Annotated in this window: 25 protein-coding genes; 14 read left to right on the plus strand and 11 right to left on the minus strand. The window is 53.9% G+C overall.

Going from position 1 to position 26822, the window contains the following annotated elements:
* Window positions 1-13: 13 nt before the first annotated feature.
* From ccmB to CRO05_RS08560, 7 genes are all read right to left on the minus strand, one after another.
* On the minus strand, window positions 14-673 hold the full coding sequence (gene ccmB / locus CRO05_RS08530; protein ID WP_097066825.1) for a heme exporter protein CcmB: 660 nt from the start codon (window positions 671-673) through the stop codon (window positions 14-16).
* A gap of 1 nt (window position 674) precedes the next feature.
* The gene (ccmA, locus tag CRO05_RS08535; RefSeq protein ID WP_097066826.1) at window positions 675-1295 is read right to left on the minus strand and encodes a cytochrome c biogenesis heme-transporting ATPase CcmA; all 621 of its coding nucleotides are present in this window, start codon (window positions 1293-1295) and stop codon (window positions 675-677) included.
* A gap of 540 nt (window positions 1296-1835) precedes the next feature.
* Complete coding sequence (locus CRO05_RS08540; RefSeq protein WP_097066827.1) at window positions 1836-2315, minus strand: VOC family protein; 480 nt, start codon at window positions 2313-2315, stop codon at window positions 1836-1838.
* A 188-nt stretch (window positions 2316-2503) separates the two neighbouring features.
* Complete coding sequence (locus tag CRO05_RS08545; RefSeq protein WP_097066828.1) at window positions 2504-5170, minus strand: M64 family metallopeptidase; 2667 nt, start codon at window positions 5168-5170, stop codon at window positions 2504-2506.
* On the minus strand, window positions 5167-5637 hold the full coding sequence (locus tag CRO05_RS08550) for a hypothetical protein (protein ID WP_235001352.1): 471 nt from the start codon (window positions 5635-5637) through the stop codon (window positions 5167-5169). The genes CRO05_RS08545 and CRO05_RS08550 overlap by 4 nt, the downstream gene beginning before the upstream one ends.
* A gap of 135 nt (window positions 5638-5772) precedes the next feature.
* On the minus strand, window positions 5773-6711 hold the full coding sequence (locus CRO05_RS08555) for a DUF5996 family protein (RefSeq protein ID WP_097066829.1): 939 nt from the start codon (window positions 6709-6711) through the stop codon (window positions 5773-5775).
* A gap of 189 nt (window positions 6712-6900) precedes the next feature.
* Window positions 6901-7197, minus strand: coding sequence for a hypothetical protein (locus tag CRO05_RS08560; protein ID WP_107758413.1), 297 nt, complete (start codon window positions 7195-7197; stop codon window positions 6901-6903).
* A gap of 602 nt (window positions 7198-7799) precedes the next feature.
* Between CRO05_RS08560 and tadA the strand changes: the two genes are divergently transcribed.
* From tadA to CRO05_RS08590, 6 genes are all read left to right on the plus strand, one after another.
* Window positions 7800-8303, plus strand: coding sequence for a tRNA adenosine(34) deaminase TadA (tadA, locus tag CRO05_RS08565; protein ID WP_097066831.1), 504 nt, complete (start codon window positions 7800-7802; stop codon window positions 8301-8303).
* The gene (locus tag CRO05_RS08570; RefSeq protein WP_097066832.1) at window positions 8287-8769 is read left to right on the plus strand and encodes a L,D-transpeptidase; all 483 of its coding nucleotides are present in this window, start codon (window positions 8287-8289) and stop codon (window positions 8767-8769) included. Before tadA ends, CRO05_RS08570 begins: the two co-directional genes overlap by 17 nt.
* Window positions 8770-9204: 435 nt before the next feature.
* Window positions 9205-10914: a CTP synthase gene (locus CRO05_RS08575; RefSeq protein ID WP_097066833.1), complete on the plus strand. Its 1710-nt coding sequence runs from the start codon at window positions 9205-9207 to the stop codon at window positions 10912-10914.
* A gap of 235 nt (window positions 10915-11149) precedes the next feature.
* Window positions 11150-12433, plus strand: coding sequence for a phosphopyruvate hydratase (gene eno, locus CRO05_RS08580; RefSeq protein WP_097066834.1), 1284 nt, complete (start codon window positions 11150-11152; stop codon window positions 12431-12433).
* A 170-nt stretch (window positions 12434-12603) separates the two neighbouring features.
* Window positions 12604-12924, plus strand: a complete 321-nt coding sequence (ftsB, locus tag CRO05_RS08585; protein ID WP_097067883.1) for a cell division protein FtsB — start codon at window positions 12604-12606, stop codon at window positions 12922-12924.
* 124 nt (window positions 12925-13048) lie between these two features.
* The gene (locus CRO05_RS08590; protein WP_097066835.1) at window positions 13049-13438 is read left to right on the plus strand and encodes a lipopolysaccharide assembly protein LapA domain-containing protein; all 390 of its coding nucleotides are present in this window, start codon (window positions 13049-13051) and stop codon (window positions 13436-13438) included.
* A 433-nt stretch (window positions 13439-13871) separates the two neighbouring features.
* Here CRO05_RS08590 and CRO05_RS08595 read toward each other — a convergent pair whose 3' ends face one another.
* The 4 genes from CRO05_RS08595 to CRO05_RS15510 form a co-directional block, all read right to left on the minus strand.
* Entirely contained in the window at window positions 13872-14375 is a 504-nt protein-coding gene (locus CRO05_RS08595) for a hypothetical protein (protein ID WP_097067884.1), read from the minus strand.
* Window positions 14376-14413: 38 nt separating this feature from the next.
* On the minus strand, window positions 14414-15862 hold the full coding sequence (locus CRO05_RS08600) for an amino acid permease (protein ID WP_097066836.1): 1449 nt from the start codon (window positions 15860-15862) through the stop codon (window positions 14414-14416).
* Window positions 15863-16088: 226 nt separating this feature from the next.
* Window positions 16089-16769: a DNA-3-methyladenine glycosylase gene (locus CRO05_RS08605; RefSeq protein ID WP_097066837.1), complete on the minus strand. Its 681-nt coding sequence runs from the start codon at window positions 16767-16769 to the stop codon at window positions 16089-16091.
* Between the two features lie 23 nt (window positions 16770-16792).
* Window positions 16793-16966: a hypothetical protein gene (locus CRO05_RS15510; protein ID WP_159462712.1), complete on the minus strand. Its 174-nt coding sequence runs from the start codon at window positions 16964-16966 to the stop codon at window positions 16793-16795.
* 322 nt (window positions 16967-17288) lie between these two features.
* Here CRO05_RS15510 and CRO05_RS08610 point away from each other — a divergent pair, with 322 nt between their 5' ends.
* The 8 genes from CRO05_RS08610 to CRO05_RS08645 all read left to right on the plus strand — a co-directional run bounded on the left by CRO05_RS08610 (window position 17289) and on the right by CRO05_RS08645 (window position 26819).
* Window positions 17289-18305 (plus strand): NAD(P)-dependent alcohol dehydrogenase, encoded by a 1017-nt coding sequence (locus CRO05_RS08610; protein ID WP_097066838.1) that lies wholly within the window; start codon window positions 17289-17291, stop codon window positions 18303-18305.
* Window positions 18306-18554: 249 nt separating this feature from the next.
* Window positions 18555-19646 (plus strand): bifunctional DNA-binding transcriptional regulator/O6-methylguanine-DNA methyltransferase Ada, encoded by a 1092-nt coding sequence (ada, locus tag CRO05_RS08615; protein ID WP_097066839.1) that lies wholly within the window; start codon window positions 18555-18557, stop codon window positions 19644-19646.
* Entirely contained in the window at window positions 19643-20392 is a 750-nt protein-coding gene (locus CRO05_RS08620; protein WP_097066840.1) for a 2OG-Fe(II) oxygenase, read from the plus strand. Before ada ends, CRO05_RS08620 begins: the two co-directional genes overlap by 4 nt.
* A gap of 18 nt (window positions 20393-20410) precedes the next feature.
* The gene (gene alkB / locus CRO05_RS08625; protein WP_097066841.1) at window positions 20411-21064 is read left to right on the plus strand and encodes a DNA oxidative demethylase AlkB; all 654 of its coding nucleotides are present in this window, start codon (window positions 20411-20413) and stop codon (window positions 21062-21064) included.
* 734 nt (window positions 21065-21798) lie between these two features.
* Window positions 21799-22803 carry a 2,3-diaminopropionate biosynthesis protein SbnA gene (sbnA, locus tag CRO05_RS08630; protein WP_097066842.1) on the plus strand — a complete coding sequence of 335 codons (1005 nt, stop codon included), beginning with the start codon at window positions 21799-21801 and terminating at the stop codon, window positions 22801-22803.
* Window positions 22800-23825 carry a 2,3-diaminopropionate biosynthesis protein SbnB gene (sbnB, locus tag CRO05_RS08635; protein ID WP_097066843.1) on the plus strand — a complete coding sequence of 342 codons (1026 nt, stop codon included), beginning with the start codon at window positions 22800-22802 and terminating at the stop codon, window positions 23823-23825. The genes sbnA and sbnB overlap by 4 nt, the downstream gene beginning before the upstream one ends.
* Window positions 23826-23839: 14 nt before the next feature.
* Entirely contained in the window at window positions 23840-25642 is a 1803-nt protein-coding gene (locus tag CRO05_RS08640; protein ID WP_235001353.1) for an IucA/IucC family protein, read from the plus strand.
* A complete protein-coding gene (locus tag CRO05_RS08645) occupies window positions 25623-26819 on the plus strand; it encodes an MFS transporter (protein WP_235001354.1) in 1197 nt (398 codons plus the stop codon). The genes CRO05_RS08640 and CRO05_RS08645 overlap by 20 nt, the downstream gene beginning before the upstream one ends.
* The last annotated feature ends 3 nt before the right edge of the window (window positions 26820-26822 follow it).

Consider the following 26822-nt stretch of genomic DNA (forward strand, 5'->3'; position numbering starts at 1 on the left):
CTCAGACTTTCCGTTACTCCATCGAAATCCGCAATGACACGGCCGCGGTCCATGGCGCCAGGGCAAGAGATGCCAGCAGAAATGCACCCAGCAGCGACATATGTGCTCCAGCACCCAAACCCGCTACGCTTGCTTCCACCCCGCCGGCGCCAAATATCAGTACCGGAATATAGAGGGGCAACACCAGCAGCGACACCAGCACCCCCCCGCCTCGCAATCCCAAAGTCAGCGCCGCGCCAATCGCACCAATCAGACTTAATACGGGTGTTCCCAGCAATAATGAGGCCGTCAGGACCAGCAGCGCATCCGCCGATAAATCATATTGGATGCCCAGCACGGGAGCCATCAGCACCAGGGGCACACCTGTTACCAGCCAGTGCGCCAGCGCCTTGCCCAGTACAAGCAGGGATAGCGACTGAGGGGAAAGCAGCATCTGCTCCAGCGTGCCATCAAGGTGATCGCTGGAAAACATCCGCCCCAGCGACAACATCGAGGCCAGCAGTGCGGCCACCCACACGACGCCTGGCGCCATGGTTCGGAGCATGTTCATCTCCGGCCCCACGCCGAGAGGAAACAGGCTCACGACGATGATAAAAAAAAACAGGGTCGTCAAGACATCTGACCGACGTCGCATCGCGAGCAGAAGGTCGCGCTGGATTATCCGCAGAAACATGTCAGGCGAGCTGCAACCGCTGGGTTGCGCAGGCAGTTATCTCGATCTCCTGATGAGTTGTCATCACTATCATGCCGCCGTGTTCCAGGTGCCGCTCCATTAAACCCTGTACCAGTTTCACTGCTACTGTATCCAACGCCGTCAGGGGCTCATCCAGTATCCATAGCACGGTACTGCATACCAGCAGGCGCGCCAGCGTCACCCTGCGCCGCTGTCCCTGCGACAATACTTTGGCCGGCAACAGCTCGCGTCCTCCCAGTCCCATGTGCTGCAAGGCTTCATGCGCCTTATGTTCATCGATTTCGGTACCAGCCAGGGCACTGGAAATACGAAGGTTTTCTATGGCGGTCAAATCGTCTTTTACGCCGCTTAAATGGCCAAGATAGGTCATTGCGCCGTAGTAGTCGCCGCCCAGAGAGCGAATTTCGACGCCATCCCAGCGAATTTCTCCATGAGCTGGAGTTGCAAGCCCGCACAACATGCGTAAAAGGCTGGTTTTACCGCTGCCATTGGGCCCCTGAACCTGCATCAACCCGCCCGTTTCGAGGGAAAAATCGATACCGGTGAATAATTTGCGGTCACCGCGCACGCACGTCAGGTTGTGTCCTTGCAGCGTTGGCATTTGTCGAAGCCAAAAAAGCCAGCATTATAGCGTATCGAGGAGACAGGTGGCCTTGCGTATAATTTACATACAGACCAATACGGTCGAAGCCAATAAACTTCGAGTTGTAATACTGCTACAGGGTGGCGCAGATTTCTTCGCAAGTGGTCCGACTAGCCACAGGGATAGGCGGCCAAACAAGCGAAGCATCACGCCGTATCGATCAGCAGGTTCCTAGTCTGCGAAGCAGCAGATTGAGGGTGAAGAATAACACCTGTCAGAGCATGTAATGCGCGATGATAATCAGGTGCCGCGGCAACAAAGTGAGGCAATTTGCATACGGTGCAATGCGCCTTTGCTTCTTGTCGTCTTACAACGCTGGGGGTGAACGGTTTGTTTACCTTCGGGATCAGAGCCTGTGTTGCAACTGACACCAAGAAAGCCTCTGACCCGGTCCGATTTTGGGAGGGCTGGTTGATAATCCGGCCTCCATCGAGGTTTATTCAGAGGCTTATAAATATTCCAGATGTCCCCATGCGTTTATCGGGCCTGTTCCGTTGTTCAGGTTTTCGCCTTGTCTTGCTGAAACATTGTCTTGGCGCGCTGTTTGATTTCGTCCAGTGAGAGATCTTCGTTGTGAGTCGCGAGGAACCACATATGCCCGAATGGGTCCTGCAGCGTGCCTGTCCTGTCACCGTAAAACTGATCCTGGACTGGCTTGATGGCCTTGGCGCCTGCACTCACCGCCTGATTAAACAACGCGTCCACATCTTTTACATATAAATGAAGACCAATGGGCGAGCCGCCTAAGGATTGCGGATTACGAAATGGGCTTTCGCCGCCGCAATCGTCAGCCATCATGATGCGGGAATCGCCAATTTGAATCTCGGCATGTCCGATTTTGCCGCCGGGCATATCCATTCTGTATAATTCCGCTGCGTTAAACGCTCGCTCGTAAAATTCAATGGCATCGGCAGCGCCATTTATCATCAGGTACGGGGTAACGGTATGGTAACCATCGGGTATGGGTCTGGTTGTCATGTCTGTACTCCTCTTTCAAGTGGATTTTTCGCATCGCTGATATACAGGGATACAGGGGTGGCATACTTCTGTGCATCCTCTCTGCCAAGTGCTTGTTAAACCGTACTATCAGGAATTTCGTTAATGGTCCGCCTACTACATTTACAGGGCCGGCGGATCAGGCAGTTTTGTATCATCGGACTTTGATCTCATCCGTCCTCCGCCCTCGACCGGCACCGTTCGCCCAAACATTTAAGAAGCGTCGGCAGGTCGACGCCCATCTCCTTGAACCTTTGCGTGAGTTCGTCACTGATTACACCTCTCTCCCGCAGGCAGTACAGCAAATCGCACAGATCGCTGCTCTTTGGATGGTTCGGATCCCAGTTGTCGCCTCCTGGCGTCGCCACTGCAGTAAGCGTGCGTTCTCGTTCGAAAAGTAGTCCGCGCATGGTCTCGCCGCGTGCGCGAACGCGGAAACTGAAAACCCCCGGTATTTGCAGTTGATAGGCCGCAACGAATTGGCCTCCCGAATCCAGGCCCAGTGCGATAACGTCGGTTACGCCGCCCTGGCGCATTATTTCTGCCCACACGTCCGCATGGCCCCTGAGCGGCGCCTCATACTCGCGCAGCGACGCTGTCAGATGGATGATGGCGCCGATCTCGAAACTCGTCTGCGTCGCATAAGCCGAAAAGGTCAAGCTGGAATAGACGTGTGCCACGACCTCATACGGTAGAACCGCCCGTTGCGCGACACCTTCCGGCAATGCGCGAAGTGGTTTCAGCACAGCGTGCCACAGTCCGGCATGGGTTCCGGCGGCCTGAGCCGGGAGCACCGGCAAGGCGCACCGGTAATAGGACGCATACTGACTCATCACAAATTCAGAGTTGGCTCCGCCCGGCCCTGAGGTTGGCGTGATAAGTGAACCGTCCGGCGCTTCAAGCTGACAATCGATGGCCTGTGGAACAGGACTCAACACGATCAGATCCATTCCATAATCCGCCTCGCAAATCCAGAACGGAATGCGATGCTCGGAATTCCTGCCGAGAACGCCTCGTGGATCGACCGCGATTTGTGCGTTCGAGACGCCAGCAAGAATTTGCAGAAAGTACTTGCCGAGCCGCATCGGCTGGTCAGTTGAGAGTGCGCCAGTAATCATAAGATACCCGTTGTGCCCCTGGCACAGCGTTGTCAGCGCGGGAACGCTGATATTGGAGGGCAGTCCGAAACCGACCGCATATGTGTTTGCCGTGATACTGCCTGAGACATCGGCGAGCGGAGGAGGGCGGTTCCACATTCCATCGGTGAGCACCACCATTGCCGTCACATCATATGGAGGGGTCGCTGCCGCTTGCGCGTCATCCAGCATCTGCTTTCCCTGCATTACGCCGTCGCCGATGGATGTTGCGCCCGCGGGATCGATATCGCTTCCTGAAATATGTCCGATCGCCGTCGTACGCCCCGCACCGCCGGGAGCAGCGCCGACGTCCTGGATTTCCATTAACCGTTGCGCAGCTTCGTTGAAACGGACAAGTCCAATCCCGTCCCCGGACTGCATGATGCTGATAAAAGCGTTGGCCGCCTCGCGCAGTTTCTGCACCTTGGCAACTGCATCGCCGGCGTCGTCATTCATACTACCAGACCGATCGAGCACAAGCACGACGGCCGCGCGGGGACGCGCGATGGTGTTGGCAAGAATGTTGATCGTCCAGGTCTGGTCTGTCTCGACGCAACGAACGGTAACGTCCCCGCTGGCGGAATCGCCCGGGTTTGTCGACGTGTATGCCAACCAGATGCGGGCTTGCATGATGGGGAGAATCGGATCGCTGGTGACAGTGACAGATGTGCCATACGGTGTGTCGAAACCGCCGGCCGGTCCCGCGATAATTTCGAACGTGAGGCTGCGGCAGGCTACGACCTCCCATACGATTGCACGATGCGTCGTGATGCCGACACCCCCCATTCCCGCCGGAACGTCCCGGAAATCAATACTCGGTGTAATCAGGCTGATCGATTCAGCCGGTAGAAACGGTTGTAGCGTTTGGCGGATAACACCGGCACATACAGGACAGAACGGCGCGTAGTCCCGCATGTAGCAACTCGGCAGCGGACGGTAGGTGTTGCAGTCCGAGTAAATCGCTCCCTCATATGTACCTACCGCTCCTGCCGCCGGAAGCGTCGCAGGAGGTATGCAGGTGGAAGCCGCGCAGCCTGGATCACATTGTGACGGCATGGGCGTGGTATCGGCAATCAAAGTACGCCACTTGTTCGTGGCGCGATTCGTGTCCCGCGTCACATTAGGCTGGGAAGGTTCTCCTGCCGGTGTGCCCACCCCGTTGCCGCCATACTCATCCGCCAGCCCAAAAGCACTGTGGCCAATTTCGTGAATTGCAATCTGGGATGCCAGGGTATTTGTGGAACAGGTGGCGATTGTTCCACCCGAGCCGCCATACTTGCTCGAATTGACGATGCAAAGCACCTGATGCCTGAGCGGTACCTGGGCTGTGGCAACTGACAATGCCAAGGCTGTATTTACGGTCAGCAGGCGATCAAGAGGCGTCCCGGCAAAATCCGTGCAGAATGTTGCGTCGAAATAAGTGTTGGCTGTTGTTGGCGTTCCGCCAGCGCACCCGGGATCATCAGCGCCACTATCGGTTGAGACGACGTCAACCCGATGCACGTTGATTCCACAAAAGAGTTCGTCCAGGGGCGGGGCCGTGCGCAGGGTCACCAGGAAATTCTGTACATCTGAGTGATACCGGGGCAACTCGCTCGCGCGGTATCCGTCGCCTAGAATGATGAGATTCCAGCGGGCACTGTCGGGACCGTGATCGACAATCTTCGTCGTGCCAGCAACATATCCATCACTCGCGCTCATTGGCTGCCTCCTCTTTCTCCCCTGGGTATGTCGAATCTCGCCAGTTCAGTTGATCCCGCCTGCAACGCACCTGCCCGAGTCACGTCTAGCGACTCACCCATCAGCGCCACTGATGCAGCATCCGGCTTATCCGGAAGAAGCACTTCGAAGATGCTTTCCTTGACATCGCCAAATTCACGCCGAATTCTGCCGTCGGGCGAATGCACCTCCACCGATCCGGCCAACGGCGAATGGATAAGCCGATGAAAAATGACGTGGTTGTTCTCGTCGCGAAGCTCCATCCAGAATCCGCCATGCCTCGGGATCTGCGGAGCTTCTCCAATCGAAGGGGGGCAAATCATTTGCAGTCGTTCATGCGATATCAACTGAACTGCTCCGCCCGCGACCCGAAAGGTGAGCCGGAGCGTTTTGGGAGATTGTCTGACATCCGGGCGTTTTGCCTGATCGGGCTGATCGATATTCGACATACTTCCTCCTGTAAGTGAAAGCGCAATTAGCGTGAGCACACTGGTCACACTGGCGTTGCCAATCGAACTATTATTTCATTTCATGGCACGGCTTCCCGGCCTCTTCAAGCGATGCAGGCCTGCTGCGGCGCCTTGTCATGCCGATGCGATTTCGCGCTCCAGCGCTGACCGGTCCCAATGCGCCAGCGTGGCGGCAGCTTCGTAGGTAGTCTGAAGGAATGAGAGCAGCGTTTGCGAAGGATTTGCGGCTGTACGCACGGCTTCATAGGGAAGGATAAACTCACCCAGCTTGTCATGAAAATACGCGGCCTCTGGCTGAACTGGATAGTCGCTGAAACCGGGGGGACTGGGATAAGCGTAAGAATAGAACGCGGCTTCACCCACGCCTGTCCCCGGCCAAAAACCTGCGCTCGATACCTCGTGCGAATACGCTTCTTGCGTTATTCTGTCGGCAACATTAGGAAAGCCGCCGGGATGCTTCGGGGCAGTTCGTCCGGAAAACCGGGTCACAGCCAGGTCTATACCTCCCCAAAAGAAATGCACCGGGCTCACCTTGCCTGTGAAGCGAGCGCGGAATTCCTTGAAGACGCAATCGGTCTGCACGAGCGCATGCCAGAAGAGGGAAGCCGCGTTCGCGTCGTAGCTCGCATGCTGCTCATCTTTCTCGAATGGTATTGCCACCTCCACCTCGACCGGGCGGGTAAAGATCCTGACCTCGATACCGAGTTCGGCCAGCGCCTGCATAGTCTTGCGGTAGAAGTTGGCGACAGACATTGGTTCTAGAGCGAATGAGCGATCATTGCCTTGCGAAGTCGTGATGCAGAGCGCGTGAGAGATGAAGTCGAAGTCGATGGCAAATGTAAACATCCCGTAGGGGATGGGCGAAGTTGTGAGGCCGTGCGTGGTAACATAAAGTGTAGAGCCCCAACTATGGTTGATGTCCGGGGAGAGCGTCAGCCGGATTTTACCGACGACCTGTGCCCACATATTGAGCGTGGTACAGGTGTCCTGCCACCCTTCCAACAGCGGCAACCTGGGCCAATCGTTGGGGCCAGCTATATGCTTCATTGTCATGATCATCCTCCTGACTGACAAATGCCTTTACGGTACCTCACTCACATGCCTGTGCTATTGGTATGCTGTGCCTTGTGTGCAGGCAGATGGCGGATTAAGTGGTAATATCTTTCGTTGGCGCAATCGGGCGCACGCGCAAGGGGTGGCGCGTTGACGTTATCGCTTTCGAACTGCTCTTTATAGACGCCGTTAATTCAGATCGGGACAGGGACCGCATGTTCCGGCCTCGTGATCGTAGCATCCACACTCTCCGGTTTCTTCGTTGCATACTACGATAAGTACGAAGGGACCATCAGCTTCGGACGCGCCTGAAGACGAGATTCTGAAGTGTGACCATTGAACGGGCGTGCCATGCAGACGATTCATTATTGTGCTCATCTCTTGCACTTTGCCGGTAATCTCTTCAAATAAACGTGCCATCCTGTCCTTGTCTTCTCCCTTGAGTGATTTGAGCGACTTCAGTTTTTTTCGTACAGACTTAGGCATATTCAATCCCCGAAAAGGTTATTTAAGGTTCTGCAGCCAAATAATATAACCACACCTACTATTTTCTTAGACCATATTGTGCCTAATAGCAAGGAGGATAAGTTCGATAAATCTGTGCGAGAGTTGCTCCAGGAATGCGGGGCGATGGTCAGCTTCCTGATTCGAATTAGAGGGCGTTTGCAGCGATTCAGAGGATGTCCGAAGCACGATAACCGTAAAAATAATAGGTAGGATTATCTTTTGACGTCTTTATCGTAGAATGCGTCCTATTGATACAGCATTTGGCAGCTGGTTATTACATTGAAATTATCAGATGCGCCAATCGGCTCGGCCAGACTCTACGCGGCCGCCATGCAGCGTTCAGCACCAAATTAGACTGAATATTGGGCGCGGCTAGATAAAGCTGGAGAAGATAACCTCGACCCGCGGTCGGTTTTATTATTGAACCTGAATGAAGCGTGTGCGGGTTTGCAAGTACCGCGGCCAGACCGCGGCCAGACGAAATCGTGGTGAGTCGCTTATCGCACGGCGTAAGACGAGGGACAGCCCAGCTGCTCAGGTTGGGCTTTCCACGAGAATTTTTACCGCGACCTGGAACGTGAATGAGCACGAGCAACGGAGATATTGACTTCATGCGTGCGGCGCTCGAGCTTGCAGAGGAGGCAGAAGCAGCAGGCGAGGTGCCCGTAGGCGCGGTGGTAGTGAAGAATGGAGCGATCATCGGACGTGGTTATAATCGTCCAATCTCGACAGCAGATCCCACCGCCCACGCGGAGATAATGGCGCTGCGGGACGCTGCACGATCTCTCGGTAATTACCGTTTAGCGGATTGCACGCTTTATGTGACGCTGGAACCCTGTGCCATGTGTGTAGGAGCGATTTTTCATGCGCGTATTGCGCGACTCGTTTACGGAGCGGCGGACCCTAAGACGGGAGCGTGCGGGAGCGTGATCGACTTAACGGCAGAGCTGAGATTGAATCATCACATGCAAATGAACGGCGGTATCCTCGCGGAGGAGGGGGGCGGAAAGTTAAAGCAATTTTTTGAAAAACGCCGAAAAACAAGGGTAACAGCAGCGCAGGACATTGATGAGAATTGTCATTAATATCCCATCCCAACAGCTTGATTTATACGATAATAACAATAGTATTGTCGAACAATATCGCATTTCTTCAGCTGGAAAAGGGGTGGGGCAGCAGTACGGCAGTTTTTGCACACCGCTGGGGAAACACATCATTCGCGCGAAGATCGGCAAGGGCCAGCCGGTCAATACGGTATTCGTAAGACGCCGGCCAACCGGGGAAATCTATACGCCTGAACTGGGTACAAGCTTTCCGGGACGCGATTGGATTTTAACGCGCATTCTTTGGCTTTCAGGATGTGAACTTGGCTTCAATCGTATGGGGAAGGTGGATACCATGCGCCGCTACATCTATATTCATGGCAGTCCGGATAGTGTCGAAATGGGCAAACCCGGTTCCATCGGCTGCATTCGTATGCATAACAACGACTTACTTGAATTGTTTGATCTGGTGCAGGCCGGAACAGGGGTTGATATTAACGATGTTTGAAGGGTTACGCTACGCTTTAACCATCTGCATAAGCTGGTCAATGGTGGTCTTTTCTTTTCGCTAGTGTTTTTTGCGACAGCTCTTACGCGGCATCGCGCTCGGGCGCCCAGCAAACGCCACAACCATCAGCACAGCGTGGTACTTTGCCAATTTCAGTATTTCTCTAAATAAATCCTCGCGGAGCACTGGATGGGCAGGGATGAGATGTGTGCCAAGTGCGTAGACAAAATCCTGCTATCCTATCATTTCCGACTATTATTTTTTATCCGAAACTGCCGTTAAACCGATATCTCCTTTCGATATGCTCCCTGTAATAAAAACCGGGTATAAAAAGGATGAGTCGCAGTATGACCGAGTCTGTTTTTCGGTAAAACACCCGCTTCGCTATTCCGGTCAATTTGTCCGGGAAGGCCTTTTCCGGTATCATAAGCAGCCATGACAAAGTATGTATTTGTGACAGGTGGCGTCGTATCTTCCTTGGGAAAAGGCATCGCCGCGGCCTCTCTCGCAGCTATCCTCGAAACTCGCGGCATCAAAGTGACGATGCTCAAGCTGGATCCCTATATCAATGTGGATCCCGGCACGATGAGTCCCTTTCAGCATGGTGAAGTATTCGTAACCGAGGATGGAGCGGAAACCGACCTCGATCTTGGGCATTACGAGCGTTTCATCAGTGCCAGGATGAGCAGGCGCAATAATTTCACCACCGGCCAGATTTATGAGAGTGTGATCAAGAAGGAGCGGCGCGGAGACTACCTGGGCGGCACGGTACAGGTTATTCCGCACATCACAGACGAAATCAAACTGCACATCAAGGCTGGTGCAGGCGATGCCAAGGTAGCCATCGTCGAGATCGGCGGAACGGTCGGCGATATAGAGTCCCTGCCGTTTCTCGAAGCGATCCGGCAGATGGCGGTGCAGCTTCCGCGCGAGGATACCTGTTTTATCCACCTCACCTTACTGCCCTATATCACGTCAGCGGGAGAGTTGAAAACCAAGCCAACTCAGCATTCAGTAAAAGAGTTGCGCGAAATCGGTATTCAGCCGGATGTGCTGCTGTGCCGTGCCGACCGTGAGCTATCGGGAGATGAACGCCACAAGATTGCACTGTTTACCAATGTTCGGGAAGAAGCGGTAATTCTGGCATTGGATGTAGACAGCATTTACAAGATTCCCGCGCTGCTGCACGAACAGATGCTGGACGAAATTGTCTGCCACAAGCTGCATATTCTCGCGAAGGCCGCCGATCTGAGTATCTGGAAAAAGCTGGTGCATGCATTGGAGCATCCCCAACGCACGATAGAAATTGCGCTGGTGGGGAAATATGTGGATTTGACGGAATCGTATAAGTCTTTGTCGGAAGCGTTGATACACGCTGGAATTCATACTCGCAGCAAAATCAACATCCATTATACGGATTCGGAAAATATCGCGAAGGATGGAACCGACTGCCTCAAAGGTATGGACGCGATACTGGTTCCCGGCGGTTTTGGCAAGCGCGGGGTGGAAGGCAAGATAATGGCCATCCGCTATGCGCGGATAAACCGCATTCCTTATCTCGGCATCTGCCTGGGCATGCAGTTGGCAGTGATCGAATATGCCCGTGATAAAGCCGAAATGGAAGGCGCGCATAGCACCGAATTCAATCCCGACACACCTTATCCCGTTATTGCTCTGACCACGGAATGGCGTACCCGTGAAGGTCAGCTGGAAACTCGCAACGCCACATCCGATCTCGGCGGCACCATGCGTCTGGGCGGACAGGAATGTTTACTGAAGGAGGATTCGCTTGTCCGAAAAATCTATGGAATGGATAAAATCGTCGAGCGGCATCGCCATCGTTATGAAGTCAACAATGAATATATCCCCCGATTGGAAAAGGCTGGGCTGCGCGTAAGCGCTGCCTCAGCAGGAGAAGGCTTATGTGAGATGGTTGAATTGCCGGAGAGCGAGCATCCCTGGTTTGTCGCCTGCCAGTTTCATCCGGAATTTACCTCCACCCCCAAAGCGGGGCATCCGCTATTCACGGCATTCATTGAGGCTGCCACCATTTTTGCCGGCACGCGCTTCTCAGCCGAGGGCCTCGCAGCTGAAGCACCGCCATCCGGTAAAGTGAAAAACATTGCCATAAGCGCCATCCAATAGAAAGAACCAGGTCTTGCTGGAGCTGGTCCGGGAAAATTCCAATTTCCGGCTGAAGATTCCTTCATGATCAAAATCAAAATAAGGCATTAACCCATCCCAGTATATGGCTGACTTTAGGCAAACATGCCAGCGATTTCCTTTCCTTTTTATCTTCATTGCGTCTCGCGACGAAGCCTGAATACTTAGCAAAGCAGTTTTTAATAACTTATAAATAAATGAACCAGGGAAAAATAGCATGAGTGCAATTGTAGATGTCATCGCCCGCGAAATTCTTGATTCGCGCGGAAATCCTACCGTGGAAGCGGATGTATTGCTTGAATCCGGCGTGCTGGGACGGGCAGCTGTGCCTTCGGGCGCATCCGTTGGCACCCGGGAGGCAGTCGAATTACGCGATGGGGCTGCTCAGCGCTATTTCGGAAAAGGCGTATTGAAAGCAGTGGAAAATGTGAATACCGAAATTTCCGAAGCCATCATGGGTCTGGATGCGATGGACCAGAATTTTATCGACCGGACGCTCATTGATCTGGACGGTAGCGGCAACAAATCAAGACTCGGCGCCAATGCAATCCTTGCGGTATCGCTTGCGGTGGCGAAAGCGGCGGCAGAGGAGTCCGGGCTGCCGTTATACCGCTATCTGGGTGGCGCAGGGCCGATGTCGATGCCCGTACCCATGATGAATGTCATCAATGGCGGCGCACATGCCAACAATAACATCGACATGCAGGAGTTCGTGATCATCCCGTTGGGAGCGCAGAGCTTTCGTGAAGCCTTGCGCTGTGGTGCCGAAATATTTCATACATTAAAAGGTTTGCTCGACAGCAAGGGAATGCATACCGCCGTGGGTGACGAGGGCGGGTTTGCGCCCAATCTGGCCAGTAATGAAGCGGCATTGCAGCTGATCGTTGAGGCTATTGAGAAAGCGGGCTACCTGCCGGGGCCGGATGTCGCCATCGGGCTGGACTGCGCCAGTTCGGAATTTTACCGCGATGGCAAATATCATCTGACATCGGATGGATTGAGCCTGGATTCAGGACAATTTGCGGATTACCTCGCCACCTGGATAGATAAGTATCCTATTCTGAGTATCGAAGATGGCATGAGCGAACACGACTGGGACGGCTGGAAGCTCCTCACGAGCAGGCTGGGAAAATCCGTGCAACTGGTCGGTGATGATATCTTTGTGACGAACGCCAGCATTCTGAAAGAAGGGGTCGCGCAAGGCATAGCCAATTCGATACTCATCAAACTCAACCAGATCGGGACGCTTACGGAAGCTTTTTCCGCTATCGAAAGCGCGAAGCGCGCAGGCTATACCTCAGTGGTTTCCCACCGCTCCGGTGAAACCGAGGATACCACTATCGCGGATTTCGCCGTAGCCGCCAATACGTTGCAGATCAAGGCCGGCTCACTTTCCCGCTCTGATCGTCTTGCAAAGTACAACCAGTTGCTGCGCATCGAAGAAGATCTGGGTGATGCCGCAAACTATCCAGGGCGGGATGCTTTCTACCAGTTGAGATGAAGGCTGCGCAAAGCTCGACATGCTGAGCAAGGCGGGTTTTTCGACTTATTTTTTCTAGCACGTCACCAGAAGAAATTTGAAGCACGCATATAATTGAACGCGATGCCCGCCAAGTGGGGAAAGTCACAAGTAGCAGTTTCCCGCGAACTGTGGTCTTGAGAGATGTTCAAGTGAAAGTATTGAGCTTTATACTCACTGCGTTGATTGTCCTGCTGCAATATCCGCTATGGCTGGGCAAGGGTAGCTGGCTTAAAGTATGGGAAGTGGACCAGCAGGTCATGACGCAGCACGAAATCAACCAGAAACTGAAGAGCCGCAATGCTGCGCTGGACGCGGAAGTACGCGACCTCAAGCAGGGTTATGAAGCCATTGAAGAGCGGGCTCGCAGTGAATTGGGCATGATCAAGGAGGATGAAGTTTTTTTTCATATAACGGAAGATAACGAAAAAAGCCTTTCTCAAGCGGACAAGACGGGAGACGGTAAACTCTGAATTAATAAAATAGCAAAAATTCAAGGAAATGTCCGACAGCGCCAATTTCCTTGTTCTTCATGGCGGGAAAGCCGGGATAGTGCGGAGCTTGCCAACGATAGCAGTCAAATAGCAGGATAAAGCCATGCATCTGCTTTTAATAATCGGTGTTGCTCTCGCTATATGTGTTGTAGGGTTTGCTCTACAAAATAATGTACCGGTGACGGTAACCCTGGCTATGTGGAATTTCGAGGGGTCGCTGGCTCTGGTGTTGCTGCTCGCACTTGGTCTGGGCGTGCTCATTGCCGGACTGATGTCATCGCCCAGTATGATAAAGAGCCGATGGACACATTCCCGCCTTCGCCAGAAGGTTGTGCGTCTGGAACAGGACAAGATAGGGCTGGAGCGACGCATCGTTGAACTGGAAGCTGAAATTGCCAGCTTGACTCCCGAAATTATCCCCGAGGAGGAACCCCAGCGCTACCTCGGATTCAAATCGCTATTTTTGGGCGAGCCCGGGAAACCGAAAGAATAACGCGTTTGCACTAGAACCGCATTCGTGCGTCTGCAAAAAGGGCTGTACCTGGAGCAGACACGCCTGTTCAGTAGAGACTAAAAGTGGACCCACAGGCGGCCGGCGTGCTCATCACTTATCTTTGACCGCTACAGGAAGCCCGAGAGGCATAAGGGACTTGCCAACGATGGCAATCAAACAGCTAGAACAAAACCGTGCATCTGCTTTAATACTGGATATCGCTTGGCTATTTATCAGGTATTCCGACGGTGGGGTGCCGGAACTAGTAGCTGAGCGTGCTGACCGCATCCTAAGCGATTAGCCGAAATAAATCTGAGTTAAACCAAGACTCGCTATTTCGGTGGATTAAGAATTATGAATTACAAGGGTGTATAGAGAACTTAAAGTGGCGAGATTTTTCGCCACGTGGACACGGAGTGAATTGACTGAAGCTTTAATAAGAAATCGTGCCGTCCAATTCAATTTTCCCTTTACCCGTCAGTATGTCCTGGTTTCCCTTAAGCCCTGCGGTTCCCTCGGCGTCCGCGAAACGTCCTGTTCCGCCTTTTATCTCGAATTTCGCATCCGAAAGGGCATACAGGGATCCAGAATCCACGGGTTTGAATGATCCGCTGTAATTTCCGGTTAGCTTATCGCCGTTAGCGGTAGTAAGTGTGAGCCTCCCCGTAAAGGTGAAGTAATTCTCTTTCTCTATTGGCATTATGCAATCGATGGCAGTGAAGGAAACCTTGCCAAGATGCGTGCTTGTCCCCGTCCCGGTCGTGGTGCCACCAAATTTAGAGGGGCAGTCCGGCCTGAATCCGGCTTGCTCCTGCGTTACGAAACTCCCTTTCAATGGCCTGTCGGGTTGGGCCGAAAAGGCAATGGCAGGTGAAATCATCGCTGTGAGAAGGATAGCGGAAACTACGTTACGCCTGGAAAATTCAGGTATGTTCATGGAGGCTCCTTTGTTTTCGAAAATTCTTGAAAATCTGATCAACTTGCTGCTCGCTGTTTTCCCAGATGGCTGTGCTTGCGGGCATAACCGAAATAAACGACGAGGCCTATAACGGCCCAAAACAGAAATAATCTTATCGTGGCCCACCCCAGGCTGACGAATAGCAGTGCGCACCCGGCCATTGCGAGCGGGCCGACAATCCAGATCATTGGTGTTTTAAAAGGTCGATGCCGATCAGGCTCACGCCGGCGCAGCACCATCACGCCTAAAGACACCATGAAAAATGCGAATAACGTGCCGGTGTTAGAGATATCAGCCAGCATGCCCACGGGGAACATCGCAGCGAAGAAGGCCACGGTGATGCCGGTAACGAGAGTGACGACATGCGGGGTGTGAAAGCGATCATGCACACGGGAGAAAAACTTGGGCATGAGTCCGTCATGCGACATCGTGAACAAAACGCGGGTCTGGCCGTAAAGCATCATGAGCACCACAGACGGCAAGGCGATGATAGCGGCGGTAGCTACCCAGTTACCAGTGATGGGGTAACCCACTTCACGCAGTACGAAAGCCAGGGGCTCTTTGGATAACGACAATTCGCTTCCCGGTTGCGCGCCGACAGCACCCACTGCCGCATAGGCGACGATCAAATAAAAAACCGTGCAAATGGTCAATGAACCGATCAGCCCGATCGGCACGTTGCGGTTGGGATTGGCGGTTTCCTCGGCCGCTGTCGAAACGGCATCAAACCCGACGTACGCAAAAAAAATGGACGCGGCCGCTCCGAGAACTCCAACTCCGGAAAGCGGCGTGCCCCAGCCATTGGGCAGCATGGGTTCAAAGTTGGTGGAATTTACGGCAGGGAGGGCGAGAACGATAAATGCTGTCAGGGCGATAATTTTTACAACCACCAGAATAGCGGTAAATCTGGCGCTTTTTGCAGTGCCTATAATTAACAGAAAAGTAACGAAAACGGATATCAAAAACGCCAGCAAATTGAAACCGCCTGCAACGATTGTGCCGTCCCGCAACAAAATCGTGTCGGCCGGTCCCGCAGTCAGGGCCAATGGTAATCCAAAGTCTATCTCATGCAGAAAGCCATTGATGTAGCCGGACCAACCCACAGCTACCGCGGCCGCGGCGATCGCATATTCCAGGATTAGCGCCCAGCCGACCATCCAGGCGGTCATTTCGCCAAATACCGCGTAAGAGTAAGTATACGCCGACCCAGCCACGGGAACGATCGCGGCAAGCTCGGAATATACCAGCGCCGCCAATCCACAGACGAATCCGGCAATGACGAACGAAAACATCATACCTGGCCCGGCTTTGCCCGCGGCCACCGACGTCAATACGAAAATACCGGTTCCGATAATCGCGCCGATACCCAGCATGGTCAGGTCAAATGCCCCCAGTTGCCGCTTGAGTCCCCTAGTTTCGGCTGATTCAAGTATGTGATCCAGGGACTTGACGCGCTCAAACAGCATTCATTTTCTCCGTAAAAACGCTCGAGCCGATTCGGCACATGTCCAATGCTCAAGTGCAATGGGATTTTTCTGGCAAAAATGCCCATTCTAAACCAGCCACGCGCTTCGTGATCATAATGCTGATTAAGAACAGCCGCCAACTGGCTAAAGTACGGTAAAAATGTGGGGATGAGCGCCCGGACGGATTAAACCGGGGGTTAGTTGGTCGATCACATCAAAAAAAGCTCTATTTGGCCTTCGTCTTCTTCATGTAATGGGGCAGAGACGGAACCCGCCACAGATACCAGGACGCTACGGTTCGATAAGGGCTGCAAAGCAGGCCTGCACGTTCCATCTCCTTGCGATTGGGGGCATCATTGAGAGATTTGAGAAAACGATATCCTTCACGAATGCCAAAATCATCGGCGGGCATGATATCCGTTCGCTCAAGCGTGTAGATCAGCAGCATTTCGACCGTCCAGCGGCCTATGCCCGGCAGCTCGACGAGCTGGGTAATCAACTCATCATCATGCATGCGCGCCGCACGATCCCGAGGCGGTACTATGCCGCTTAATGCGCCTTCCGCTATATGCCTTATAGTGCCGATTTTACGTACTGAAAATCCGCACGAACGTAGATCTTCGAACCGAGTCGCCAATAGCTCAATGGGAGACGGGAACCTATTTTCCGGATACATGTTCAGGAATCTGGCGATAATTGCGTCGGCTGCTCGCGCATGCAACTGCTGGTAGGCCACAGCTCTGATCAGGGCCTCATAAGGTTCACGCACGGGGTTCGATTGATGCATGCATGGCCCGATCGCGGTAATGAGCTGCGCCCAGTCGTCGTCAATCAGCCTAAGATGACCAATAGCCTGGTCGTAAAAATCAGCGCGAGCGCCTGTATCTGTTATTGGTGCGTCTGTCATCTGAAATGTGGCTTACGTCCTTATTAATTTCGTGGAACATCCAGCAGAGCAATGGGCAATCGCTCTTCCGGGGTGAGTTTATCTTCATCGGTGATTTCAGCGAAGCGAGTATGGCTGTGGATCGTCATGCCAATAAAGTTTGCCGCCATGAGCAATGTGCAGACGACGAAATAAAGTTGTCCCTGTCGCTTGGTCACTGCGGCCCTCTTTGCTGTTGGACGAGCTTTAAGATGGTAAAGCCTAAATGCCGATGCCCGTCCAGTTTGTAATTGAAATCACTGCGGCGTAAAAGATTGCCAATGCTACCAGCATCATAATGCTGAAAATCTTGAAGGAAGCAAAATAACGGGACGTTTGACTCTGCATGGACGGCTTCCATTAGCGTGCGCTTGCGCACCGTTGTGTTTTTTTAAAAAAACATAGACCATACCTCCCTGCGTGCAAGCTGCGTAAAAGTTTTTTTGGTGATTAACCCGGGTGCGCAAGATATTGTGACGCACATCAACTTAAAGAGGGTAAATGATGGATATTCACGGATGGGCTGCGCACGGGGCAAAACAGAATCTCGAACCATATACCTATGATGCCGGGTCGCTCGGTGCTGAAGAGGTGGAGATCGCGGTCGAGTATTGCGGACTTTGCCATTCCGATCTTTCTATTCTCAACAATGACTGGGGTTTGTCCCAATATCCTGTTGTGCCGGGGCACGAGGCAGTAGGCAGGGTCGTCGCGGCTGGTGGTCAGGTTAAGGGATTGCAGATCGGGCAGCGCGTCGGTGTCGGTTGGAATGCCGATAGCTGCATGCATTGCCATGAGTGCATAACAGGTAATAACAATCTCTGCCAGAAAGCAACGCCAACAATTGTGGGGCATCGCGGAGGATTTGCGGACAAAATTCGCTCGCATTGGTTGTGGGCAATCCCGCTGCCTGATGCAGTCGACATGTCTTCCGCCGGTCCATTGCTATGCGGAGGCATCACCGTTTTTGCGCCGCTGGTTACGTTTGGAGTCAAGCCTACGGACCGGATTGGGGTAGTGGGCATCGGCGGGCTCGGCCATCTCGCACTTCAATTCGCCAATGCATGGGGTTGCGAGGTGACCGCTTTTACGTCGACCCCCTCGAAGGCTGACGAAGCACGGAAGTTTGGCGCGCATCGCATAGTGTCCAGCCGCGATAGTGCCGAGATTCTCCAGGCCGTCAATTCGCTTGATTTTCTGTTTATCACTGTTAATACGCCTCTCGACTGGGCCTCGCTGCTCAAGACGCTGAAGCCGAACGGGCGCATGCATGTGGTAGGCGCGGTGTTGGAGCCAATGGCAATTCCTGCGTTCGACCTCATTATGGGACAGAAAAGCGTTTCCGGATCGCCAACGGGAGGACCCGCAACAATATCGACTATGCTGGAGTTTGCCGCACGGCACAATATTGCACCGCAGGTGGAACACTTTCCGATGCGCAAGGTGAATGATGCGATTGATCATCTTGCCACGGGAAAGGCGCGTTATAGGGTGGTTCTGGACGCTGATTTCATTTAAATAACTGGGAAAAAATGCCTGCGTTTGAGTAGCTCATCTGGTGGCAAAATGCGGACCGTATTCCGCGTTATGGATCTCGCAGGCGAGGTACAGATGCGAACGATCATGGGTATGGGCCGATTATCAATCAGGTCGGCCATTCAGGAATCGATCATGGAATTCGAAAGCAAGACTCGGGGTGCGGCAGGTTGCTGACGTTGATAAATTGGTATTCGTTATCAACACGCAAACTACTAAAAGGAGCGCGTCGTGACTACGTCAGCGAAAAAGGGAACGTTCGCCGCCGAAACGATCAGGGACCCCCGTTGGGCCGCCGTTGGCGCGCGCGACCCTGACGCCGACGGCAAGTTTTATTACGCGGTCAAGACCACCGGCGTGTACTGCCGTCCTTCATGCGCAGCCCGTCCGGCGAGGCCCGAGAACGTCGGTTTTTACACGACGTGTGAAGAGGCCGAGGAGGCGGGCTTCAGACCCTGCAAACGCTGTCAGCCGAGCCGGCCTTCACTGGCCGAACAACATGCGGCGAAGGTCACCCAAGCCTGCCGCCTTATCGAAGCGTCAGAGACTGTTCCAGTCTTGGAAGACCTCGCAAGGGAGGTGGCCATGAGCGCGTATCACTTCCATCGCGTTTTCAAGCAAGTTACGGGATTGATGCCGAGGCAATATGCCATGGCACAGCGCGAGAAAAAGGTACGCCTTGAACTCGACCGTGGCCGTACGGTGACCTGCGCTATTTTTAATGCCGGCTACAACTCCAGCAGCCGTTTCTACGAGAAGTCGAACAAGGTTCTCGGCATGACGCCGAGCAACTATCGAGTTGGCGGGGCCGATACGGAAATCCGCTTTGCCATTGGGGAATGTTCGCTGGGATCGATCCTGGTTGCACAAAGCGACCGTGGCATTTGCGCCATTCTCCTGGGCAACGATCCTGACAAGCTGGTACGCGACCTGCAGGATAGTTTTCCCCGCGCCAACCTGATCGGGGGCGATGCTGATTTCGAGCAGCTGGTCGCCAGGGTGATTGGCTTTATTGAAGGGCCGTGCATTGGTTTTGATCTACCGCTGGATGTGCGCGGTACCGCGTTTCAGCAGCGCGTGTGGCAGGCCTTGCGTGATATTCCGATAGGCCAGACTGCAAGCTACACTGAGATTGCCAGGCGTATCGGTTCGCCAAACGCAGCGCGGGCAGTGGCACAGGCATGCGCAGCGAATATGCTGGCAGTTGCCATTCCATGCCATAGGGTAGTGCGTCAGGATGGTGTTTTGTCCGGCTACCGCTGGGGCATCGAGCGCAAGCGCAGCCTTCTCGAAGCAGAGACGGAAGTGGAATTGAAAGCATGAATACGCCGAGGGGGAAATCGCTTTGTGTCGCCCCTGTTGCGGACATTGTAAGCCGGGTGAAGTCTCTCAATTGGGGGCAGATATCGGGCGACTTGGATGCACAGGGTTGTGCGGTGATTGAAAAGCTTGCTTCGGCTGATGAATGCGATGCACTGGTCGTGCTGTATCCCCGGGATGACGTTTTTCGCAGCCGGGTCGTAATGGGGCGTCACGGTTTCGGCCGCGGGGAATACAAGTATTTTAGCTATCCACTGCCTGCCATCATTTCTAAGCTGCGGACGTCGATATTTCCGCAACTGGTGCCGATCGCCAATCGGTGGAATGAGGTAATGGGCATTAACGTGCGTTATCCTCTCAAACACGCTGATTTCCTTGAGCGTTGTCACGACGCCGGTCAACTTCATCCGACGCCGCTGATGTTGCAATACGGACCTGGTGATTACAACTGCCTGCATCAGGATTTGTATGGGGAGCATGCATTTCCGATCCAGATCGCCATACTCCTGTCCGAGCCGGGCAGGGACTTTACGGGCGGCGAATTCGTGCTGACCGAGCAGCGTCCGCGCATGCAGTCGCGCCCGGAGGTCGTTCCTCTCCGACAGGGAGACGCCGTAGCGTTTGCCGTGCACCATCGGCCGGTGCAGGGTACGCGCGGAATATACCGCGTCAACTTGCGGCACGGCGTAAGCCGCCTCCGGTCAGGTCATCGTCACACCGTTGGCATTATATTTCACGATGCAACCTGAGAGGGAAGGACGAGCAAGATGACCTTGAGTCTATTTGAAGATGCCGCCCTATACCAGGCACGGCGGGAAGAACTATGTCCTGGCGCCACCCTGCTGCGTGGTTTTGCGGCACCGAATGAAGCTGCCATTTTTGAAGCGTTGGCCTGTATTGTAACTCAGGCGCCGTTTCGTCATCTGATTACACCGGGTGGTTTTCGCATGTCCGTAGCTATGACGAATTGTGGTTCCTATGGTTGGGTAAGTGATCGCGCCGGCTATCGTTATGACGCAATAGATCCGGAAAGCAATAAGCCCTGGCCTCGCATGCCTGATGTCTTTCTGAACCTGGCGCAAGCGGCTGCGGCGAACGGTGGCTTCGATGATTTTGAGCCCGATGTGTGCCTTGTCAATCGTTACGAGGCAGGGGCGCGGCTCTCATTACACCAGGACAAGAACGAGCGCGGCTTCAGTGCGCCTATCGTTTCGGTTTCGTTAGGTATTCCAGCCGTTTTTCTGTGGGGCGGCTCTCGGCGTGAGGATAAGGCGGTGCGCATACCATTGACCCATGGTGATGTGATGGTATGGGGAGGACCGGCCAGACTCCGGTATCACGGCATCCTGCCGGTCAAGGAAGGCTACCATCCTTTGTCGGGTGTACATCGGATAAACCTGACTTTTCGTAAAGCGATTTAGGTGGAAAAATCGTAAATTTTTTTTCGGGAATCGGGAGAGGTTAGAACGATAGAACGTGCATTTCTGAAAGCAATTGGATGGAGATTGCGGAACTGCTGCGGCTTGACGTCAAAAAAATAGTTGCCTTTCCATCATTGTTAAGTATAATGAGAATCATTATTATTCCGTTTGGAAATAATATTTTCAGACACTCGGCGGTTATGCATGAGTAGCGTAATGCTTTACAGAAAAGCTTTACAGAAAAAATCGGTATGTGGTACTTTTCTGAATCGCGTCGAGTAGAAATTGCCCAGAATCAGTTAAAAAGCCATTATATAAACTATCCGTTGCCGCTGGGTTCTCCTTTCCCGGTGGCTTTTAGCCCGCCAGCCCATCCTGGGCAAGCCAGCCATTTTTTTATTTGAGAGGTCCAGCCGCTCCGGGCAAGGACCTTTTACCCGGTTCCCGAATTACCGGCTGTGAAATAAGAAAAATGCACCGTTATACCTTGTTATCGACCACAGTCCGCGAAAAAAATTTAAAGATACTAGAGCGCCGCCGTCGCATGCCGGCGCGATCGCGTGTGAAAACACTGATCGGAGTAAGCCTGCCAAGGTCTTATAGAGGTTAATCTTTGATTGCTGGATTGGCGACCGAAAGGAAGGGGTTTTGAAAACAGTTGCGAATGCTTATTCCTCTCATTATTAAACTGCTTGCCGCAATGATCATTATTAACTGACAGCTGGAGGTGCTACATGGTCTTTCGCAATATTCTTGATTGTATAGGTGGAACCCCTATCGTTAACCTCTCCCGCCTATTCAAGGATTCGCAGTGTGAGGTGTTGGCCAAGCTGGAAATGGTCAACCCGGGGGGCAGCATCAAAGACAGGCCCGCACACTATATTATCGAGCATGGATTGGCCGACGGTTCCATAACTCCAAGGTCGCATATTATCGAAAGCTCCTCCGGCAATTTTGCCATTGCACTGGCGATGATTTGCCGAATACACGGGTTGCAATTTACAGCGGTGGTAGATCCGAATCTTTCACCGGTGAATCGTCAGATTATTCAATGTTACGGCGGCAATATTGAGCTTGTTACCGAGAAGGATCGCCAGGGCGGTTATCTGGAAACCCGCATCGATCGGGTCAAGCGCATGCTACGCGAGCAGCCTGATGCAATATGGACGAATCAATATGCCAATGAGCGAAATTGGCAAAGCCATTACAACGGTGAGGGCGAGGAAATCCTGCGCGATCTGGACCGGCCTGTAGACTATCTGGTGTTGGGCGTCAGCACCTCCGGCACCATCCATGGCATTACCCGTCGTTTGCGCGAGGCCTGGCCCGGCATGAAAGTCATCCCGGTTGATGCGTTTGGCTCGGTACTCTTTGGTACTCCACCCGCTGCCCGCGAGTTGCCCGGGCTTGGCGCGAGCCGTGTACCGGAATTATTGAAGCGCGATGAACTTGGCCAGGTCATCCTGGTAGACGATTATGAGTCCGCGATCGCATGCCGGCAATTGGTAAAGCATGAAGGAATCTTCGCCGGAGCCTCATCCGGCTCTGTCATCGCCGCTATTCAGCGTCTCTCTGCTCATTTGATGGAGCCTGCACGTTTCCTCACGATTCTGCCGGATCGTGGCGAGCGTTATCTGGATACGGTGTACAGCGACCAGTGGCTGTTACGCATGAAGGAGCGTCATTTTTCCCGCATAGCAAAGAGATTCACCGATACTCCCGTTGGACAAACAGTATGAGCACTTCAACTTCCTCCCCCACTTTGCTCTATCTCAGCCGCAGCGATATAACTGCATTGGGCGGCGCCCATTCCCAACCCTATGTCGATGCAATAGTTGATGGACTGGCGTCGCACGCGCGCGGTGACTATGTGCAGCCGCTCAAACCCTACCTGCGCTGGGCCGGCGCAGATCACATCGCCGACCGCATTATCGCCATGCCATGCTACCTGGGGGGCGAGGAGCCGGTTGCGGGTCTCAAATGGGTAGGCAGCCGCCAACACAATCCCGTTAGCTTTGGTCTTGAGCGCGCCAGCGCGGTCATTGTGCTGAATGATGCGCAAACCAATTATCCGATTGCAATCCTTGAGGGCGGGTTGATCAGTGGTATGCGCACAGCGGCCATTACTGCCGTAGCGACCCGTTATTTGGCACGCACCGGGTTTACCGATGCAGCCTGTATCGGCTGTGGCCCGATTGCGCATATGCAAATGCGGACGCTGCTGGAGCAATTCCCCAGTATCGCGCGTATTCATCTGTTTGATTTATCCGGCAGTGCTGCCAACGCCTTGGCCGCAAAGCTCGCCGAGAGCTATCCGGATGTGGATTTCCCCTGCGCGGCCTCGGCGGAATCCGCAGTGCGCGCAGCCGACGTCGTTGTAACCTGTACGGTAACCGATTCACCCTACCTGGCGTACGAATGGCTCAAATCAGGCGTTTTCATCAGCAATGTATCCATTATGGATGTTCACAAGGATGTTTACGAGAAGGTTGACAAGGTAGTGGTGGACGACTGGGACCAGTCTAACCGCGAAAAAAAGATCATCAATCAATTGGTGCTGGAAGGACGTTTCAGCCGCGAACGGCTGCATGCGGAACTTGGGGAAATTGTTATCGGCGACAGGCCCGGCCGGGAAAACGATAATGAAATCATTTTACTCAATCCCATGGGTATGGCACTAGACGACATCATCTGCGCTCGCCATTTTTACCGCCTTGCAAATGAGCGTGGAATTGGCACGCAGTTGCCGTTATACGGTTGAATCGCATGCAGATCATGACACCTCATCCGTATGCGAACCGCCTGGCTCAGGATTTGTTCGATGCGCTCTGGCTGGAAAATCTTTATGGTTTCCGCGCCCACTGCACGATGCACCCGGCGGATGAAGGCAAAACGATGCTGGAAATCGCGCTTGACAGCATGCGGTCATTACGCTTGCATGGGCAGGGGGCCGATGGTTTGCGGCCATTCCGGGTGCTGAGTCCGCGCGCAGTGCTGCACAGCGATACGCACACGGCAGATCTTGAGATCGGCAAGACTATCGAGGCATTGCAAACGGCAGACTGGTGGAGTGACAAGACAGGGCGTTTCGCACGATTCTTCAATCTGGCATACGACCAGGCTGCGTTTACGGCAGCGCATGAAAACAACATCATGGCACGTTTTATAGATGCTCCCGATGACTTGCTGTCTTGGGAAGCCTTGAGTTGTTTGAAAGACCGGCCATTTCATCCCTTGGCCCGGGCCAAGGATTGGCACGAAAGCGACGGCTATGCCTATGCCGCTGAAACAATGGTGCCGCTTTTACTGCATTGGGTCGCGGTGCCGCGAGATCGAATAGTGAGAGCAAAAGGAGACGTCACAGTCACCGGTCAACCCTTGGCCGAGAATCTGCTCGAGCCTGCGCAGCAAGATACTTTGGCCCGGATCGCTCGCGCCTGCGGTGCCGATAACGATGACTGGTTGTGGTTGCCGGTCCATCCATGGCAATGGGCCTGGCTCAACCGGTTAACTTGTCCTGAGCTGAGTGGATGCATCGACCTGAGTTCAGGACCGGGGGCAGCGATTCCAACCGCTTCGCTACGCTCGCTTGCAATCACTGCAAGCCCGGGCATGCATCTCAAGCTCGCACTCTCTGTTCGCACGCTGGGGGCAATACGCGCGTTGCCGCCACGATATCTGCACAACGGCATACTGGCTAGCACTTGTCTGGAATTCTTGCGCAAACGCGACGACTGGCTTGGAGCCCACCTGCTATTGTGCGACGAGAATCGGTGGTGGGCGCTAAGCCAGCGGAGTGGCAGCGCTACACTTGAATCCGAACCAGGCGAACTGGCCTGCATGATCCGGCGCTATCCGGTATTGCCCGGCGCAACGCTGGTCCCAATGGCGGCATTGCCAGTCGTCGCCGCTGACGGCGAACTGCCTGCATTCAATCACTTGACGGGATCCGCCAATCAAGAAGAAGCCGCGTGGGCGCTATTTGGTGACATAACCCGAGCATTACTGGAATTGGGATTGCGTTGTTTTGCGCAGGGTGTGATGCCGGAGTTGCACGGGCAGAATGTACTGCTGGCTTTCAGCGAGCGCCGCATTGTTGCGCTTATGCTCCGTGATCATGACACCTTGCGTATCTGCCGCCCGCTGATGCAGGCTCAGGGTGTGGCGGCGCCGGACTATATTATCGATCGCAGTACACCCAATACGTTGGAATTGAGTACTCCTGCGGAACTGCTGGCCTACCTGCAAACGTTGGCCATCGAGGTCAATCTGTACGCCATTCTCGCTGCGCTGGCCACTCACTATGGCCGGGATGAAGCGTATGGATGGCGCATTGTCCGCAACGTGCTCGAAACATGTCTGGAATCTATACCGCTGCCGGCCGAGATTGCGGATCAGACGAAAAACCTCTTGCTGAAGGAAGCCGAGTGGCCTTTCAAGCAACTGCTTGCACCGCTGCTTGGCGTCACGAGTTTTGGCACAGGTATGCCCAGCGCCATGGGGCGTGTGATTAATCCCCTGTTAGCCACGAGTCCATCGGGTCCCGGAGATGGATGGCGTGATATCACGCATGCATAACCTCACGCTGCTACTGGTCTGCCAGGCTGTTACTACTCTTGGACTGATGGTGTTTGTACCGATCATGCCGCTTTATATCGCGACGCTGACGCAGGTGGACGCGGAGGATGTTGCGCACTGGAGCAGTCTTGCGCTGGCTGCGCCAGCCGTGGGTACATTGTGCCTGGCTCCTTATGCCGGCAAATGGTGCGACCGTTTCGGCTATAGACGGATGCTCCTGGTATCGCTAATCGTATTCATTGCCAGTATAATGCTAATGGCATTAAGCTCGAGTATGCACGGCTTCATGCTGGGCCGTTTGCTCCAGGGCATAAGCACAATTGGCGTGGTGCTCACCGCCTATATCGGATATATCAGCGATGACATATCGCGCGGGCGCTCTCTGGGCTTGCAGGAAAGCGCCATTGCCTGCGGGGCGTTGGCCGGTCCGATACTGGGCGGCATAATGCTGGACCACTGGTCGCTTAAACCGCTACTGATCACCAGCGCCGTGCTTACGGCTGTTGCAGGCGGACTGCTGTGGAGCCAGCTCACCGAGCCACGAAAAGAAATACCGCTCTCGGATTTATCTTTTTCCGGTCTGCGTACCGTGCTTGGCCATAGCAATCTGCGCAACTGGATGCTTGCCGCCTTTTTGATTCAGGCTGCCGCGTTCGCGTTCGTCAACGTATTCCCGCTTTACCTGACGGCTCGCTTTCCAGCCGCCGAGGCAATGGCCAGCAAGATTGGTCTGCTGCATGCGCTGGGTTGGATGGCGACCATGCTGGTCAGTCCACTGTGGGGCCGTCTGAACGATCGCGGTGAACCTCGACGCTATTTTACTTTCGCCGCCTTGGGTTGCGCGCTATCGATCGGCTTGCTGATAGTAACCGATCAGATCTGGCTTGTGGCTCTACTGCGGATAGGCCAGGGCGCCTGTTATGCCGCACTGATGCAGTCGGTATTGCTGGCCTGCAGCCGTCAACTGCCTATCGCGGCCTATGGCCATGTGACGGGATTAAGCAGGAGCTTCATGGTCGCCGGCCAATTGCTGGGTCCATTACTCATTATGCTTCTGCTGCCGATTCTTTCTCCGGTCAGCCTCATCTGGCCGATTGCCGTACTGTTTTTCACCAGCGGATTGCTGGTCTTTAGCGATCGTACAGTGAGCTTTTCCCTTGCAGAGTTAAAGAAATGATCC

The organism is Nitrosovibrio sp. Nv4 (genome assembly GCF_900215485.1).
Classification (GTDB): domain Bacteria; phylum Pseudomonadota; class Gammaproteobacteria; order Burkholderiales; family Nitrosomonadaceae; genus Nitrosospira.